We start from the raw sequence: 16,984 nt of genomic DNA, 5'->3' as shown, positions 1-16,984 counted from the left end.
GCCGGCAACATGTCTTGCGGGAGTGAGCCGTTGGGAGGGCACGCCTTGGGATGTTCCTGGCCGTCACTCCCGCGAAGGCGGGAGTCTAGGCTTTTCAGTCTGTGACTGGATTCCCGCTTTCGCGGGAATGACTTACTCAGATGCGCGAATGGCCTGCTCGGACGCCCACATGGCTTGCTCAGATGCGCGAATGGCTTGCTCAGAAGACCCCTCGTGGGAGCGGCCCTGGCCGCGAACAGCGGTGCGGATTCTTGCCGGCGGGGTTGTCAGCGGGCAGGTCCGCTCCCCCGGCAAGGCAGATGGTTCAATCATGAGTTCGGTTTCCGGGGCGCTGCTCTTCACCGACATTTTTCGAGGCAATAGCGATGGATCAGAATAAACTGGGTGGTCACTACCTGGAAAAATACAACGAGGAGTTGGAGACCCTGCGTAACCGCGTCCTGGCCATGGGCGGCCTGGTGGAATCCCAGGTGACCGATGCGGTGAGCGCACTGGTGACCGCCGATGTGCGCCTGGCCGATCAGGTCATCAAGAACGATGCCCGGGTCAACAGCCTGGAGGTCATCATCGACGAGCAGTGCGCCGAGATCCTGGCCCGCCATCAGCCGGCGGCCAGCGACCTGCGCTTCATCATCTCCATCGTCAAGACCATCACCGATCTGGAGCGCATCGGCGACCAGGCGGAGAAGGTGGCCCGCATGGCGGTCCATCTGGCAGAAAAGGACCGCCCCAAGAACCAGTACGCCGATGTGCAGTCCCTGGGTGACCGGGTGGCCCGTCTGGTTCACGATGCCCTGGATGCCTTTGCGCGCATGGATGTGGAGGCGGCCCTGGCCGTGGCCCGCGAGGATGCCCACGTGGACCGGGAATACGAGTCGGTGATGCGTCAGCACATCACCTACATGATGGAAGACCCGCGCACCATCACCCGCGCCCTGGATGTGATCTGGGCCCTGCGTGCCCTGGAGCGCATCGGTGATCATGCCCGCAACATGTGTGAATACGTCATCTACCTGGTAAAGGGCAAGGACGTGCGCCATGTGAGCCTGGAAGAGATGGAAAGGGCTGCCCGCGGCGAAACCCCCGGGGAAGAATAGGCCGCTCTGGAGGGCGTTCTTCCACATCGGCAGGTCCGGTTGCCTGTGTCGGACCTGCCGGAGACACCACCGGTATCGGTATCCGGTGCTTAACGTGAAAGAAACCAGGTTCAGGCACAGACACTCCCTTCTCCCCTCGGGGGAGAAGGGTCGGGGATGAGGGGTGAGTCTGGGAGAGGGGCTTGGTACAGCCCCCCCCTCTTGTATCAAGGGTGCATCGCCATCAAGATGCATGGGAGTCAGTAGAGCCGGCCGCCGGCCGCCAGATACTGATTGAGCACGGCCACGGCCTCTTCCCGCAGTACCCCGCCCGTCACCCGGATACCCCGCCGTTCCAGGGCCTGCTGCCAGGCTGCGGGCTTGTCCCCTTCGTCAAACCCGATGGCCCGCACATCCTCGTCCTGGGCCGCATAGACCAGTTCACGGATACCGGACCAGGGCAGGGCGCCCATGCACATGGCGCAGGGTTCCGCCGATACCGCCAGCCGGTAACGCCGTTGCCCGCCGTCGCTCAGGTCGTGACGTCCCAGCACCTGCTGGGCCATGGCCAGGGCCACCATCTCTCCATGCAGGATGGAACAGCCTCGGCTCACCACCATGTTCACCCCCGGGGCCAGCAAGGTGCCGACTTCGTCGAAGACGGCGGCTCCGAAAGGACCACCGGTACCGTGGATCACGTTCTGCCGGGACAGATCAATGGCGAAACGGGCTTGTTCCTCCAGTGTCTTCAGCACCGGAACCGGCCCCTGCAGTTGCGCTTGCAGCCAGTCGGGCAGGCGTAGGGTCAACGCGGGTAGCTCCATGATGTCTCCTGATGGTCATGCAACCGTGGGAGTCGGCCTGTCCCACCGCTTCATTGTAGGCCCTGCCAGCCATTCATGAGTCTGCCCATCAGCGTCCTTGATCTGCCTCATATTCTCCAAAAGAATCAATAGATGAATACAAATTCTTTTTTGATTGTTATCAATTGGAGTAACCTCCTGCAAAGCTCAAGCATGCGGGAGACGGCAGACAATGTACCAACAGGATGAATGGGATCAGGCCCTGCTGCGGGAGCGGGTGGCGGAGTTCCGCGACCAGACCCGGCGCTTTCTGGCCGGGCAGCTTTCAGAGGACGCCTACCGCCCTCTGCGCCTGATGAACGGCCTCTATGTGCAGCGTCACGCCCCCATGCTGCGCGTGGCCATTCCCTATGGCGCCCTGTCCTCGCATCAGTTGCGCGGTCTGGCCCATGTGGCCGAGCACCATGACCGCGGCTATGGACACTTCACCACCCGGCAGAATATCCAATTCAACTGGCTCAAGCTGGAGTCGGTGCCCGATGTGCTGGCCGAGTTGGCCGAGGTGGGGCTGCACGCCATCCAGACCAGCGGCAACTGCATTCGCAACGTCACCACCGATCCACTGGCGGGCCTGCTACCGGGCGAGGTGGATGATCCTCGTCCCTGGTGCGAGCTGATCCGGCAATGGGCCACGCTGAACCCCGAGTTCAGCTTCCTGCCTCGCAAGTTCAAGATCGCCGTCAGCGGCCGGCTGCATGACCGAGCCGCTTGCCGGATTCATGACCTGGGGCTGGAGCTCAAGCAGGATGACCGGGGCCGCCCGGGTTTCCGGGTATGGATCGGCGGCGGCCTGGGTCGTGAACCCCATTTGGCCCAGTGCCTGCGGGAGTTCCTGCCCGCCGATGACCTCATCGACTATCTGACCGCGGTGCTGCGGGTCTATAACCAGGCCGGGCGCAGGGATCATCTCTATAAGTCCCGCATCAAGATCCTGGTCAAGAGTCTGGGTATCGAGGCCTTCTCGGCTCTGGTGGATGCGGCCTGGAAAGACATCATCGAGACCCGTTCGATCTCCGCACTGGCGGCCCTGGAGCGAATCAAGGCACGATTCGTCGAGCCGGCCCATGATCCCGCGCTGGCCGATGATCGGATCGAACCCGCGCCCACGGGGGCTTTTGCCCGCTGGCTCCGGTACAACACCCGTGAACACCGGGTGCCCGGGTACCGGGTGGTCTTCATCCTGCTCAAGGGGCTGGAGCGGGCGCCAGGTGATCTGACGGCAGTGGAAATGAGGGTGCTGGCCGACCTGGCCGATCAGCAGGGCTTCGGCCTGCTGCAGACCACCTACGATCAGAACCTGCTGCTGCCCCATATCCCGGTGCGGGCCTTGCGTGAAGTCTGGCAGACCCTGGACATCCTGGGCCTGGCCAACCCCGGCATCGGTACGGTGAATGACCTGATCGCCTGTCCGGGGCTGGATTACTGCAACCTGGCCAATGCCGCCACCCTGCCGTTGGCGCAGCAGGTCCAGCAACGTTTTCAGGACCTGGACTATCTCCATGATCTGGGAGAAGTCCATCTGAGGATCTCCGGCTGCATGAATGGATGTGCCCATCACCATCTGGCGGACATTGGTCTGCTGGGCGTGGAAAAGCAGAACGGTTCCTGGTTTCAGTTGCTGCTGGGGGGCTGCGCCGGGTCGGAGAGCCGCCTGGGGCGCGTGCTCGGACCTGCCCTGCAGGCAGACCAGGTCCCGGACGCCATCGAAACAATACTTGCCCTCTATGCCGCCCGGCGGCTGCCGGGGGAGCCTTTTGCTGAGGCGGTGCAGCGCATCGGCCTCAAGACTTTCAAGGAAACGGTTTATGAACAACATGATCATTCTCGACGGGCAACTCACTACGGATCACTGGCGCACAGTGCAGGGTGACCAATCCCTGCCGCCGGAAGGCGACCTGCTGTTCGGCCACGATCGCTTCGTCGCCAACGCCCTGTTCTATTCCCAGCGCCCCGGTGGGCTGGGCGTGATCCTACAACCGGAAGACAGCCTGGAGCCGATCCTGCCGTGGCTCGATCGATTGGACCTGATCAGCCTGCACTTTCCCCGGGTGGCGGACGGCCGGCATTACAGCACGGCCCGGTTGCTGCGTACCCGGCACGGCTATCAGGGAGAGCTCAGGGCGACCGGCGAGGTCTATCGGGATCAGCTGGACTTCATGCGTCGGGTGGGTTTCAACGCCTTTCTCCTGCCCGAGACTGAAGATCTTCAGACCGTGTTGAACGGTGCGACGCCTCCGCGGGCCTATCCGGATCTGCAATACGACCTGCTCAGAACGGCGTAGGCCGGTTTCGTACTCCACAGGGTAATGCTGCGGCCGTGGACAGTCCTCCCGAGCCTGTATTTCAGGAACCTGGTGGGACAAGGATGTTCCAACGTGTATCGAGCCCTGGTCAGGTATCGTTCAGGTCATCTGGTCTATCCTCCTGCGGGAGCCTGAACCTATCTGGACAAAATCCCTGGAGCATCATCATGTCAACTCTGAGCAAGATCAGTATTGCCGCGATCATGGGCGCGGCTGTCCTCGTCAGCGGCTGCGCGACGGGACCGACCCAGGAGCAGACCGGTACCGTCGTGGGTGGTGCCCTGGGCGGTATTCTGGGCAGTCAGATCGGTGCCGGTAGCGGTCGTACTGCTGCCATCATCGCCGGTACGCTGGCGGGTGCGGTTATCGGTGGTTCCGTGGGGCGGACCATGGATGACGTGGACCGCATGAATGTTTCCCGAGCCCTGGAGAGCTCCCCTGACCATCGTCCGGTGGCCTGGCGAAACCCGAACACCGGCCATAGTTTCCAGGCCACCCCCACGCGCACCTACCAGGCCTCGGGCCAGGACTGCCGGGAATATACCGTCGTCGGCAATATCGAAGGTTCACGGGAAACCATTACCGGCGTGGCCTGCCGGGATGCCCAAGGGCGCTGGATCAATCAGTAATCCATTCAATCGATGACCGCGGCCGGTCTGGAGTTCAACCATGTATTCTGTCAGGGGTGTTCTGTCTGTCAGGGGTGTTCTGAATGAGTCATTCCCGCGCAGGCGGGAATCCAGTCGCGGATCGCAAACCCGGGACTCCCGCCTGCGTCGGCGCGGGAATGAACTAAGGGGACATGTTCCGTATTTTCTGAAGCGCGTTCTGACGTTGTCCCTGTTGACTGCCACCCTTGCCCTGGGTTGGGCCCAGGCGGAAGGGGTGGCCATTACCGTCTACAAGGACCCCGACTGCGGTTGCTGTACCCTGTGGGAACGGCACCTGGAGGCCAACGGCTTCAGAGTGGACAGCCGGGAGACCCGCGCCATGGGGCTGGTCAAGGCCCAGGTGGGGCTGCCGCGAGACATGGCCTCCTGCCACACCGCCATCGTGGATGGCGTGATCGTGGAGGGGCACGTCCCGGCCGAGGTGGTGCATCGTTTTCTGGCCGAGCGTCCGGCAGGGGCGGTGGGCATCGCCGCGCCGGGCATGCCGCTGGGCTCTCCGGGGATGGAAATGCCCGATGGCCGGACCCAGCCCTATGACGTCATGGCCTTCGACGCCTCGGGGCGCAGCTGGGTCTACAGTTCCCATAACGACGATCAGTAGTCGCCCCCCCCCAACTCATACATGCTCATGCAACCCGCACTCGCGCTTCAGGCCGAAGAACCGCATCTGTGACGGGTCATCGATCTCATGTACCGAGCGCGTGGTATGGACATCACCGATGGACAGATAGCCCTCGTGCCACAGCGGGTGATAGGGCAGTTCATGCCGGGTCAGATAGCGGTGCACATCCCGGTCGGTCCATTCGATGATGGGATGGATCTTCAGGCGTCCATTCTGTGATGCCGCCACGTCGAGCTGTGCCCGGGATGCCGACTGCTGCCGACGCAGCCCGGCGAACCAAGCCTGTGCCCCCAGTTCATTGAGCGCTCGCTGCATGGGCTCCACCTTGTTAATCCGGTTGTAGCGTTCAATCCCCTCCACACCCTGCTCCCACAGCTTGCCGTAGCGCGCCTCCTGCCAGTGCGGGGAAAGTGGGGAACGGTACACATGCAGGTTCAGGTTAAGGCGCGAAGACAACTCGTCCACAAACCGGTAGGTTTCCGGAAAGAGATGGCCGGTATCCACCAGGATCACCGGGATATCAGGTTGTTCACGGGTGACCAGATGCAGCATCACCGCAGCCTGTGCACCGAAACTGGAACTGAGCACGACCTGCTCTCCAAAGTGCTCCAGTCCCCAGCGTACCCGGGCCTGGGCATCCTGGGATGCCAGCTTGCGGTTGATGCTAGCCAGGGTTTCGTGGTCGTGCCGTTCAATGGCCTGTGGTGACATGCCGTATTCCTCCATTCGTCGTTGGAGGTACCTTAGCAAGGATTGCGGATGGTCAAAAAAGAATAAAATGTAACTTATCGATTCGTTTTTGATATTTATGGCGGTCTAGCCGGCCAGCCGCAGGGCCCGGAGTTGGGCTGTCTTCTTGTGTTGATGGGCCTGCATCCGCACCAGGATGCTGTCCAAGGTCTGAAGGGCGTCCAGGATATAGGGACCCTTGTTGAGCATGACGCATTCGGCCCGTCCCGCCATGGCGGCATCCGTCAGTTCCGGCCGCGAGATCAGGCCTTCCTTGGCCAAGCTCTCCAGTACCTGGGTGGCCCAGATCACCGGTACATGGGCCGCCTCACAGAGCCACAGGATCTCTTCTTGTATCTCCGCCAGGCGTTCACCACCGATCTCCACCGCCAGATCTCCCCGCGCGATCATGACCCCCAAGCGGTGACGCCCCAGGGTGGCCAGGATGATCTCCGGCAGGTTCTCCACCGCCCGGCAGGTCTCGATCTTGGCCACGATCCCCAGGTCCGAGCCTCCTCGCCGAGCCAGTTCATCCATGAGCAGGACCATGTCCTCCCGGGATTCGACGAAGGAATAGCCTACCAGGTCCGCGTGGGCCACCACGAAATCGAGATGTTCGAGATCCTGCGGACTCAAACCGGGCAGGTTCAGTGAGGCGCTGGGGAAATTGATGCCTCTGTCCGGCCGTAGACGGTGCCCCTGAGGACGGCAGTGGGTAATGCGGATCATGACACCATCGTCAGTGAGGTGATCCACCGTGCCGCCGATCTTGCCGTCATCGATCCAGACTTTTTGCCCCGGCGCCAGGGCCGCCAGTGCCTTGGGCGTGGTACAGGCAATGTGTGCGGGCAGCAGGCATTGCCCGCTGTCGTCCACCGTTGCCGGTTGCCCCGGGGTCTGGCTGCGGGTCAGATACAACAGATCATCTTTGAACAGGCGGATCGTGACGGGTTCCAACTCAGGCCAGACCAGTTGCAGTGTCTGTATCTCCTGCCAATGTCCCATCTCATCCGGCCGTTCATGGATGAATCGGGTGCTGCTGGTGAAATAGGCGCTGCGGTCCAGGGTGGCCAGCCGGCCGCCGTGGTCCAGTGTTTCCATGATGTTCAGCCTGCGTCTCTTGCCCCGGGTATCCTCGAAGACCAGCCGATCGCCGACCTGCATGCGTTCCAGGCATGGGCTCGGTAGCAGATATTGGTAGACCCCCTCACCGGCAGCAGTCATGGGTGTCGCATTCGCGGGCGTTAGGATGACCTGCGCCGGCTGTACCATCCTGCCGAGCAGGTTGCGTCGTGGTTTGACATGGGAAACCGGCGGGCGGTGGGCCAGAGGGCCGGTGCGCAGTTTGTGGCCCGCCAGATCCATCAGGATCGTACAGCGGGTATTCAGCCTTTGCTCTGCGGACCGCAGGTGTCGAATCATGGCGGACCATGCCTCCGGATCATCATGGGCGCAGTTGATGCGAGCACAGTCCATGCCGGTTTCCATCAGCTTGAGTACCAGATCCTCATGCAAGGCAGCTTCCCTGGGCAATGTGACCATGATGCGCACATTCCTTTCGGTAGGTGGGGTCCCGAACAAATGGTCCGCATTCTCCTTCAGGGTGTATAGACCACGGTCGAAATCGATACCGGTGGGTTCCGGATCGGCTTCATGGCTGCGATGGGTAAGCCGGGTCAGTACCCGCAGCACCTGATTGATGCTGGCCATGACATGGGCCTCGGTGCGTCCCAGGGAAGAGAGTCCCTGTCTTGTCAGGCTCATCTGCAGGGGCCTCAGATCCATGGCCCTCAATGCCAGATACTGGGCCAGATTGCGGGCGGAAAATGGAATGATGTCCGGGCAGTCGGGATGAGATTTTTTCAGCCGCCGTTCGGCGCCGGAAACCACCTCGTTCCTGAGCTTGAGCATGGCATCCGTCAACGTATTCAGATCTGCCGGTGATGTATCCTGGGTTACCGGGGCAGGGTGCTGAGTCATGGGCAGGGAACCTGTATCGCACGCGGCCATTTCCACGCATCTCACCATGAATACCACGTAAGAGTGACAGGCCTGTGAACTTCCTCGGGACTGTTGCCCTGTCAGCAAATTGTCATCATGGATGCTTAGCATAAACGTGTTTTGCTCATTGAATTCCATGTAGACAACGGCTGATTTTGAGGAACGATTGCAATGAAACAAAAATTTCCCCTCCTGCTGGCGGGCCTTGTACTGGTGATGGGCGTTGCCGGTTGCCAGACCGCACCGGAAAAGTCTCCGACTGCTCAGGCCACGCTGCAACAGGCTGAAATGAATGGCCCGTTTGATCGCGCCGGATTCCGGGTTGAAGAGTCGGATGGCCGTCTGTGGGTGCTCAAGCCGGGTCAGGAGAAGAGTGGCAATCATGTGGCCTTGATCGGTGCCGGCCCTCATGGGATGACTTTGCGCGCTCTGGACCGGGACACCGCGTTGGAATATCTGGGAACCAAGCCGGGTTTCCAGGCGAAGGCGAAGGATGGTCGTCTATGGGTGCTCAAGCCGGGTCAGGAGAAGAGCGGTAATCATGTAGCTCGTATTGGCGTTGGTCCATTGAGCAGTACTGTCCGTGCAGTTGATGCAGAAACCATGGAAGAGTACCTGTCCGTCCAGAATTGACTCAGAAGTTCAAGCAGGTAACGAGAAGCACTCTGAAATGAATTTCAGAGTGCTTCTTTTTTTGTGCTCCATTTCAGCTTTGTCGTTTTATGTGCAAGCTGGCCTGACTGCTGAAAACATTGATCAGGTTTGTTCTGGATGCATCCCGTCCGTCATTCCCGCGGAAGCTGGAATCCAGTCATGGACTGGAAATTCCGGACTCCCGCTTGTGTGGGCGTGACGGCAGGATAATTTATTGGTGTTTTATGTTTAGTGATGGCTTTATCCATGCCCTTTGCTCTTTCGGAAGCCATCAAGAAGGGTTTTCCGGATAACAGTTCCAGGGCCAGTCCTCTCCCATCTGCCGTCTGGGTGCCGTATCCAGTTGGGTTTTTTTGGTAGTTTTTCAGTTTTTAGTAGTGACCATTGCCAGTCTTCAGAGTCGATGTTTTTAGGTGGGTTTTTGTTTTTTGTATGTGCCTCTTCCCGGAGGGTTGGGCTTTTTTTTTCCATGAACCTTAATATGTAGCAGTAAATTTCTTCTGCGTCTTCGTCTGTGTATTTATTTTCTAGGCAGTCTGATACATTTATTAATTTGTACCTCAAGTAGGCGCTTGGTGCCCCGTTAACAATTAGGTCATCTGGCGGCCTTATGATGCTCAGATGTGTTTCTTCGTATTTTGTTGGTTTTACTGGGTTATGGTGATCGTGAATTAAGAATGATGTGTCGCCCCAATTTATAGTGTCTTGCCTTTTTGATAGTAGTTTTGGGATGTGGACGACTTGGTTTTCTTTGTCGAATATGACAAATCTGTTATGTTTTGTTTTATCAGTTATTTTAAATAAAAGAATGCCTGTAGGTACTAGTAGGATAAGCCATATCATCCATAGATTTATATTGTAAAAAATGGCTGATATTGGCATAACTAACCCAGCTAGTAACATCGTCGTGGCGATCGTGTCAACAGTCGGGCTCCAGTAGTTGTCTCCATATATTAATAAATTTTTATCATGTCTTGCCGGGGCTGGGCTTTGTATTTCGTTGCTCCTTATTTTTTCGATAATTTTTTCTGAAAGTAGCGAGGTATTTTTTTCTTTTGATATCTTTATATCCGATCTTTTGAAGGTTTCAATTAGTGGAGATTTTACGGTTGATCTTGCGACGCCCATGTTTTCTTTTTCCCTGCTAGTGTTGTTTATTTATTCGCTTCTATTTTTTCGTGATGACTTTTTATGAAAATGGTGCTGTTCGGCCATTTTTGCTCAAATTTTTTAATGATATCATCTTCTATTCCGGGTAGTTTTATCTCTATTTTTGTTCTAATCCCATGTGTTATCTCCTTTCTTTTTGCCTCTAAATAGAAGTGAGTTTTTTGGTTTTTTTCTGATTTCGTTGTCTTTGACTTGGTTTCTTCTGTAATTTTTCTATTAATTTTTTGGTGATTGAATTCTATGCTTCCATTTATGTTTTTACTTCCGATTAGGTTGGGTGGGGTGGATATTATTATTTCAATGATGACCGGATCTTCAGGTCCTAGCTCATTTGTTTTTCTATGAATTTTAAGTAGGTCTTCTTGGGTTTTGTTGGCTTTTCTTTTGTAGCTTTTTATTCGGTTTGATTTTATGTCGTGAATTATTGTTTTTAGTTCTATTTTGACTGTAGAGATTATGATCTTTTCTATTTCTTTCTTTATGTCTTTTGGGTTTTCTGTTTTTGGTGTTTTTCCAAAGTAGCTATTTATTATTTCTTTTTGTGTTTTGCTCCTTGTGTTAGCCATTGTTGCTGTCTGGCCTAATGCGCCAATGGCTAACGCTGTTAGTATTACTAGCCCTGGTCCTGCTGGGATAAGAAAAGTTATCGCTCCCGAAATGAATATTAGTGAGCCTCCAAAGACTTGACCCATGTTTTTATGTTTTATCCCATTTTTTATGGCTATTATGCCAGTGGCAGACTCTATTAGTCCGACCCCACGATTCAGTAATCTACTTGTTTTACGTAGCAGACCTTCATAAAAGGCTCTTCTGTTAGTGTTCTTTATTGCTTTTTCTATTTGCAATTCATTTATTGAGAATATTGCAAGCGCCGATAGTGCTGAGACTAGGTCTAGCTGCTCTTCGAGTGTGGCATTTTTTGGGTTTTTTGCGGCGCTGAAGATGTTTGCTGTAATTATTGGTATTTTTACGCAGTTTAAGCTTGCTCTATAGTTTGGGTTGGACGTGATTTTTTGGCTGATCTGGATGTAATGTATTGGGCTTATTATTTTTGGTAATTCAAGGTGTTTTATTTTTGTATTTTCGGTATTATTTCTTGTCTTTCCGCTTATGTTTGTTCTATTTATTTCTTCTGAATATATTTTTATTCTATCCAGTTTTACTTTTGTTATCCGCTCGAGTAGTTCTGCCGTTTTTTGTATTCCTGTCTCTGGGGTTTCTAGGTTTTTACTTAGTGTTGCTTCTGTCAGTGCTTGTAATATTGCTTCAATGGCGTCCGCAGAAAATGTGATTAGCTTTAAACGGTCGCTTTCTTTGATGCTAGCTAGATTAATGTTTGTTGTTTTTAATTTCTCTACGCTCTCAAACCAGGCGAATAGTATTTTTCTTGCTTCGCTGTCCCTGCCGTTAATGACCGGGATTTTTACTATTTCTCCCAGTGCTATTTTATATAAGTAATCCAGGGATTCTTGAGATTCGTTTTCAAATATTGCATATCCCCAATGCAGTATTCCGATGCCTCTTGTCTCTGGGTTTTCGCTACTGGTGAAGTCTTCTATTGATCTGTCGAAATCCTTTGAATTTATTATCTTTGCCAATTTTCTTTCTGTTAAGTTTTTTATCTTATTGGATTTGAGGGTTATTTTATCCCATTTATCAAGCCTTCTTTTTATTCTTATGGTGTCTGCTACTTTAGTTAGTTCTGGGTTTTGCTCTATCATTTTCTGAATCAGTCTTCCAAGTGCTATTTCTCCTTTTGTGGCGGATTCTTCAATTTTTTCTAGTGTGGTTAGTTGCTCGTCTAGTTGATTTTTTAAATCTCTTGTCATCTGCAAGGGGTCTTGAAATATTGCTATAAGACAGCTGGAGACGTCTCGTAATGTGAGCATGTCATTTCTGTCGTCTTGCAGCTGAAAATGTTTACGTGGTTGCCCTCCATGTTCTGCGTTATATCCAAGGCGCCCCGACCTTGCGCTATCTCTGCCTAAACATAGAGGTTGAAACCTTTCTGCCACAATCGAATCATTACGGTTAGGCTTATTTGTGTTCATTGATATTGATGAGGATTGATTCCTCAAATCCCCCCACGCCATCCCCCCAAAACCCTCAATCCGCTCCCAATGCCAGGGAATCTCGCTCATGGCCAGGTGATATTCATGGAGATGTCCTGCCACGTAGTGGGGCAGGAGTAGTTTTGCGCCCAGAGGGCAATGTGCCGGGCGCTCGTCCTGGCCCTGCCATTGAGCCAGGTTGACTTCAAACCAACAGCCTTCGGGGCCGGCTTCCAGTTCGCGCCACAGATGTCCGTCACGAAAGATGTAAACCCGGCACCCAGGGCGTATTGGGGCAGTTTCCCGCTGGTCCAGATCCAGCGCCCGGTGCAGGACGACGGCGACGAACTGATGGCGGTGGCGATGCACCCTGAGTTCCGGGTCACCTGCAAAGTTCCTTTTCTGCGGCATGACTCCACTGGCCAGCGGGACTCGATAGATACCGTAAAAGGGATCTTCCAGCCGCAATGCAAGGTCGACCGGTGCTTCTTCGAGCCCTGTGAAGATCATCCGATGGTGGCCCCGGTGACCGGGCTCCGGTTCGGGATAGGCTTCCACGGGTTGCTGGGTAGTGCCATGAGTCGTCAGCTCGATCAACAGTCCTTTCCCTTCTGCGCGATCCAGATCAATGTCCAGGCGCAGGGCATAAGGAGGCTCTGCGAGAGGCGGCGCCTCCAGCATCTCGGGATCGATTTCAGGCGGAGGTGTGCAGCCTGGCTGCATCAAGGGTGCCGGTGGCGTGTTGCGACAGTTGGAAACCATCTGGTCGAATTGCCTGACCGCCGGTCGTCCCTCGAAGAAGACATTGCCGGAGGCGGTCAGAAACTCCGCATGACCCTGTCGGGTACCGGAGCGAAGGCCACCGCAGTTGCCGGCTTCGTCTCCTCGACTTCTGGAGAATCGTGAATCCAGGTGACAGGCGGGGTGGCCGTTGATGCGGATGCTGTCGGCGGTGCCGACGGCATCCATGCTCTCCGCCACGTTCATGTACGGGATGGGCTTGCACTTTTTGCCGATGCGGGTACGGCAGACGTCGATGGTGGTGAGGATGCCTTCCGAGCCGGCATGGACCGCGCTGCGACCGTTGATGGCGATGTTTCGGTTGCCGGAAGTCCGGGGTGAGTTGCCTCCCACGTGACCGGACTCAGGTTCTCCCGAAGTGAGTGGGCGGGTGAGGATGGTGCCGGGAATCAGGCCGATGCGTGCCTCGATCGTGTCGGCGATCGCCCGAATGTCCCCCGGGTTGAGTCTGCCCAGCAGGACATCACCATCCAGGCCGGTCCGGGGGCAGCGGCTTATCCGTCTTCCATCCGGCGCGGATGTTTCCGGTAGCGTCCAGTCGGGATCAATGCGGCGATAGAGACCGGCCAGCGTCTGATGCGCTGTCTCCTGACCGCCGAGCCAGGCCCTGAGTGCTCGCCGGCCCTGGTCCAGGGAAGGGAAAACGGGCAGGCCCTGGGCAATGCCGATACTGCCATTGTCCAGGGCCGCCATGCCCAGGCCCAGGAGCCCCGGGTTCTGGGTGCGCCAGGAAAGGCTGCCACCCCGAAAGATGGTGAGAACATCCGTGTCATCAAAGTAGTGGACCTCCTGATCGGAGGCGCCGCCGGCAGCCGTGAACATGGGGGGCGTCCTTGCCTCTGGGATTCGCTGGAATCATTTCCCGGCGCTGTTCAAGGATCAAGTCTTTAGCCTGATTTTTTGGGGGGAGTTCTCATTTTTTCGGTTTGGTATGGAAACTTCAGGTTGTTGCAGCCGTCGGTCAGCCCCGGGTCACCCAGGCATTACACCATCCACCAGCCGCGACCAGCTTGCCCGGGAATACGGCGCAAGGCCCCCATTCCGCCTGGGACGGATCACTGAACATCAGACAGTTGGCGCAGTTATGGCCTGCCTGATAGGCGCTGTGGGTGGAGTCCGACGCATTTTCCACATAGCTCATGGCCCTTGCCTGGGCACTGCTCGGGTCCAGGCGTTCCGCTGCCAGGGCCGCGTGCCACGACACGGGCAGGATGGTGATCGCGGCACCGGCCGCGCCCATTTTCAGGAATCGGCGACGCTGCATGGAAGCGTTCTTGTCACTCATGGTGCTGTTCTCCTCTATCTCATTTTGTAATGTGCTGACAGCGCCGAGATCTTTGCAGAGAGCGTGCCATCCTGGCCGGAGCACTGCATGGATAACGCTGCTCGAAATCCCGTTGTTGGTTTATGTGTACATAAAAGCTTGTGATCTCAATGGCTTTTAGTGATCGGACCTAGGGATTGTCGAGGTCCCAGGCGCTGATTCCCGTTGTGCAACTCCGGGCAAATACCGGGTTTGCAACCGCACCGGCGCTGTTCATTCTCTGCGCAAGATGGTCATAACCTGCTCACGCCTCATCCACGAATATCCCCGGTGATGGTTTGAGCCCGCTGGGCTTAACGGGACGGCGTGCTGGAAGATTTTTTACCAGCCCACCGCCGATCGGTCTGTTTTTAACCACTGGTCATGGTTGTTCCTGCCCCCGGGTCGACATAAGAATCAACGATTTACATATGGTTTTTTGTTGGCCCGCATCCTGCATCAGCAGGCTGGCGAACCTTGCCCCACCATCCAGCGGTCGATGTTGACCACCAGGCCTGTTGCAGGGCCTGCGCAATAACAAACAGGGGCAAACCAGAGGGGGTTGTGATGAGGCATTGGTTACTCGTATTCGGCATTGCACTGGCGATGGTGCTGGTGCCCGTGGCGCCCGCCTGGGCGGTGGGCGGTGATCCGGAACGGCCCATACGTGGGGTGGACAAGGTACCCAAGCTGGAGGTGGACCGCTCCGCCCGTATCCAGGAACACGTGCAGCGCATCTTCAGGACACCCCATGCCAATTTCGCCGATGAGCGCACGCCGTTTGCCCAGGGCATGTGCAATCGCTGTCACGGACCCGGGATGGAGATCTTCTTCAACCCCGAGAAGGAATCCGCCGAGCGCATGAACCAGCCCTGTCTGAGCTGTCACGAGGAGGGCGCGCGCCGCCACTGGCATGGCAGCACCCATGAATTCTCCGGCCTGGCCTGCGTCAACTGCCATGCTATGCACAATGAGCGCCCGAGACTGCTCAAGGCCGATACCCAGTTGGAAGTGTGCGGTGCCTGCCACCTGGATCGTCGCGCCGATTTCGGCAAGCCCTCTCATCACCCGGTCCCGGAAGGCCTCATGCAGTGCACCGACTGCCATAACCCCCATGGCACCCCCGGTCCCAAGAAGCTGATCGGTCATACGGTGAATGAGACCTGCTACAACTGCCACGCCGAAAAGCGAGGACCCTTCCTGTGGGAGCACAACCCGGCTCGCGAGGCCTGCACCACCTGTCACGATCCCCACGGTTCCATCCATCGGCCGATGCTGGTCAGCCGCCCCCCCATGCTGTGTCAGCAGTGTCACCTGGGTTCCCACTCCGACGTGCCACTCACCGGCGCACGTATGGATTTCCGGGTGCAGGGTCGCAGCTGCCTGAACTGCCATAGCCAGGTCCACGGTTCCAACCATCCCCGTGGCTTCGTCTTCAAGGAATGAGGCCAACCGTCACCGGTATCTCCCGGTGGACAGGTGCGAGGAGAGAATCATGAGCAGAATGTCGAAATCACTCTTGACGACCACCACGGTCTGCGCCGTGGGACTGGCCACGCCCTTGACCCTGGCCGCGCAGGAGGGATCAAGCCAGATTGTCAGAAAGGAGATCCGGGCCGGGGTCGGTTATCTGAGCGAGGACTCCTTCCGGCTGGGACGCTTTACCGGCGTCGACCAGGCCGGGGTGTTTCTGGATCTGGGATTCCTGCTGCGCGGCCTGGATCCCCATGACGGAGATACCACCCGCTACTGGCGACTGGAAGGCCGCAACCTCGGACTGGATTCCCGCAGCCTGAAATTGGATGCCGGTGAGCGGGGGCGTTACAGCACCTTCCTGTATTACCAGGAAATGCCCAGCTACCAGTACCGGGACGTGGGTACGCCCTACCGTGGGACCGGCTCGGGAAATCTGAGCCTGCCAGCGGCGGGCGGGGCGGCGACTGCCGATGAGTTTCTGCGCGAAGTGGATCTGGGTGTGAAGCGCGAGCGCCTGAGCGCGGGCGGGCGGGTCAACCTGGATACCCGCTGGCGGGCCAGTACGGCGGTGCATTACGACCGCAAGGATGGCCTCATGGCCCGAGGCGTGAACAACGACTACTTCTGGGCCTTGCAACGTTCCGCCGTGGTGCCGGTGCCGGTGGATTACGAGACCACCCGTTTCGAGGCCGATGTCACCTACGACGGTGACCAGCTGCAGGGACGGCTGGGCTATCACGTGTCTGTCTTCTCCCAGCGGGATGGCCAGAGTCTGGATGTTCCCGATGCCACGGTGGCCAATTGGGACAATGCTCCGAGCCGTACGGTGGCCCTGGAGCCGGACAATCAGTTTCATCAGCTCACGGGTTCTATCGGTTACAGCTTTACCGAAAGCACCGCCCGGATAGGCGCCGACGTGGCCCTGGGCCGGATGACCCAGGATGAACGATTCGTGGAGCAGTTCGACGGGCTGCCTTCATCTTTGGACGGGCAGATCAACACCACGCTGGTAAACCTTCGGGCCAGCGGCCGCCCCCACGAGCGGCTGAACCTGCGTGCGGGTTACCGCTACGACGATCGTGACAACCGCACTTCCGCCTATGACGTGGAACACAATGGACGGACATGGTCTTCACGTCCGGTCAGTTCCACCCAGAACCGCTACCACGTGGATGCCAGCTACCGACTGCAGGATCGGACCTACCTGAATCTGGGGGTGGTCAGGGACGAGCGGGAGCGGACCTACGATGACAGGGAACGCACG

Annotated in this window: 14 protein-coding genes; 8 read left to right on the top strand and 6 right to left on the bottom strand. The window is 57.0% G+C overall.

Annotation, left to right across the window (positions count from 1 at the left end; all coding sequences use genetic code 11):
• Nucleotides 1–365 precede the first annotated feature (365 nt).
• On the top strand, nt 366–1,097 hold the full coding sequence (gene phoU, locus LQ952_RS05200; RefSeq protein ID WP_238621602.1) for a phosphate signaling complex protein PhoU: 732 nt from the start codon (nt 366–368) through the stop codon (nt 1,095–1,097).
• Between the two features lie 239 nt (nt 1,098–1,336).
• On the opposite strand, the gene LQ952_RS05195 is transcribed toward phoU, so the two are convergent.
• Nucleotides 1,337–1,900: a nucleoside deaminase gene (locus tag LQ952_RS05195; protein WP_238621601.1), complete on the bottom strand. Its 564-nt coding sequence runs from the start codon at nt 1,898–1,900 to the stop codon at nt 1,337–1,339.
• Nucleotides 1,901–2,111: 211 nt separating this feature from the next.
• On the opposite strand from LQ952_RS05195, the gene LQ952_RS05190 reads away from it, so the two are divergent.
• The 4 genes from LQ952_RS05190 (at nt 2,112) to LQ952_RS05175 (ending at nt 5,514) form a co-directional block, all read left to right on the top strand.
• Nucleotides 2,112–3,809: a nitrite/sulfite reductase gene (locus LQ952_RS05190; RefSeq protein ID WP_238621600.1), complete on the top strand. Its 1,698-nt coding sequence runs from the start codon at nt 2,112–2,114 to the stop codon at nt 3,807–3,809.
• The gene (locus tag LQ952_RS05185; protein WP_238621599.1) at nt 3,745–4,221 is read left to right on the top strand and encodes a DUF934 domain-containing protein; all 477 of its coding nucleotides are present in this window, start codon (nt 3,745–3,747) and stop codon (nt 4,219–4,221) included. Before LQ952_RS05190 ends, LQ952_RS05185 begins: the two co-directional genes overlap by 65 nt.
• 188 nt (nt 4,222–4,409) lie before the next feature.
• Complete coding sequence (locus tag LQ952_RS05180; protein WP_238621598.1) at nt 4,410–4,871, top strand: RT0821/Lpp0805 family surface protein; 462 nt, start codon at nt 4,410–4,412, stop codon at nt 4,869–4,871.
• A 214-nt stretch (nt 4,872–5,085) separates the two neighbouring features.
• Nucleotides 5,086–5,514: a DUF411 domain-containing protein gene (locus LQ952_RS05175; RefSeq protein WP_238621597.1), complete on the top strand. Its 429-nt coding sequence runs from the start codon at nt 5,086–5,088 to the stop codon at nt 5,512–5,514.
• Nucleotides 5,515–5,529: 15 nt separating this feature from the next.
• On the opposite strand, the gene LQ952_RS05170 is transcribed toward LQ952_RS05175, so the two are convergent.
• Complete coding sequence (locus LQ952_RS05170) at nt 5,530–6,246, bottom strand: phosphoadenylyl-sulfate reductase (protein ID WP_238621596.1); 717 nt, start codon at nt 6,244–6,246, stop codon at nt 5,530–5,532.
• 105 nt (nt 6,247–6,351) lie between these two features.
• Nucleotides 6,352–8,244, bottom strand: a complete 1,893-nt coding sequence (locus LQ952_RS05165; protein WP_238621595.1) for a pyruvate kinase — start codon at nt 8,242–8,244, stop codon at nt 6,352–6,354.
• A 192-nt stretch (nt 8,245–8,436) separates the two neighbouring features.
• On the opposite strand from LQ952_RS05165, the gene LQ952_RS05160 reads away from it, so the two are divergent.
• On the top strand, nt 8,437–8,898 hold the full coding sequence (locus tag LQ952_RS05160) for a hypothetical protein (RefSeq protein ID WP_238621594.1): 462 nt from the start codon (nt 8,437–8,439) through the stop codon (nt 8,896–8,898).
• A 261-nt stretch (nt 8,899–9,159) separates the two neighbouring features.
• On the opposite strand, the gene LQ952_RS05155 is transcribed toward LQ952_RS05160, so the two are convergent.
• The 3 genes from LQ952_RS05155 to LQ952_RS05145 all read right to left on the bottom strand — a co-directional run bounded on the left by LQ952_RS05155 (nt 9,160) and on the right by LQ952_RS05145 (nt 14,226).
• Nucleotides 9,160–10,047, bottom strand: a complete 888-nt coding sequence (locus tag LQ952_RS05155; RefSeq protein ID WP_238621593.1) for a hypothetical protein — start codon at nt 10,045–10,047, stop codon at nt 9,160–9,162.
• Nucleotides 10,048–10,073: 26 nt separating this feature from the next.
• Nucleotides 10,074–13,763 (bottom strand): PAAR-like domain-containing protein, encoded by a 3,690-nt coding sequence (locus LQ952_RS05150; RefSeq protein WP_238621592.1) that lies wholly within the window; start codon nt 13,761–13,763, stop codon nt 10,074–10,076.
• A 139-nt stretch (nt 13,764–13,902) separates the two neighbouring features.
• Complete coding sequence (locus LQ952_RS05145; RefSeq protein WP_238621591.1) at nt 13,903–14,226, bottom strand: high-potential iron-sulfur protein; 324 nt, start codon at nt 14,224–14,226, stop codon at nt 13,903–13,905.
• Between the two features lie 585 nt (nt 14,227–14,811).
• Between LQ952_RS05145 and LQ952_RS05140 the strand changes: the two genes are divergently transcribed.
• Nucleotides 14,812–15,690 (top strand): DmsE family decaheme c-type cytochrome, encoded by an 879-nt coding sequence (locus tag LQ952_RS05140; protein ID WP_238621590.1) that lies wholly within the window; start codon nt 14,812–14,814, stop codon nt 15,688–15,690.
• A 58-nt stretch (nt 15,691–15,748) separates the two neighbouring features.
• A partial coding sequence (locus tag LQ952_RS05135) for an MtrB/PioB family decaheme-associated outer membrane protein (RefSeq protein ID WP_238621589.1) occupies nt 15,749–16,984 on the top strand: 1,236 nt, incomplete at its 3' end.

Source organism: Ectothiorhodospira lacustris, from assembly GCF_022227785.1.
GTDB lineage: Bacteria > Pseudomonadota > Gammaproteobacteria > Ectothiorhodospirales > Ectothiorhodospiraceae > Ectothiorhodospira > Ectothiorhodospira lacustris.
Note: the sequence above shows the minus strand (reverse complement) of the source record. Positions and strands in the feature narration are given on the sequence as shown.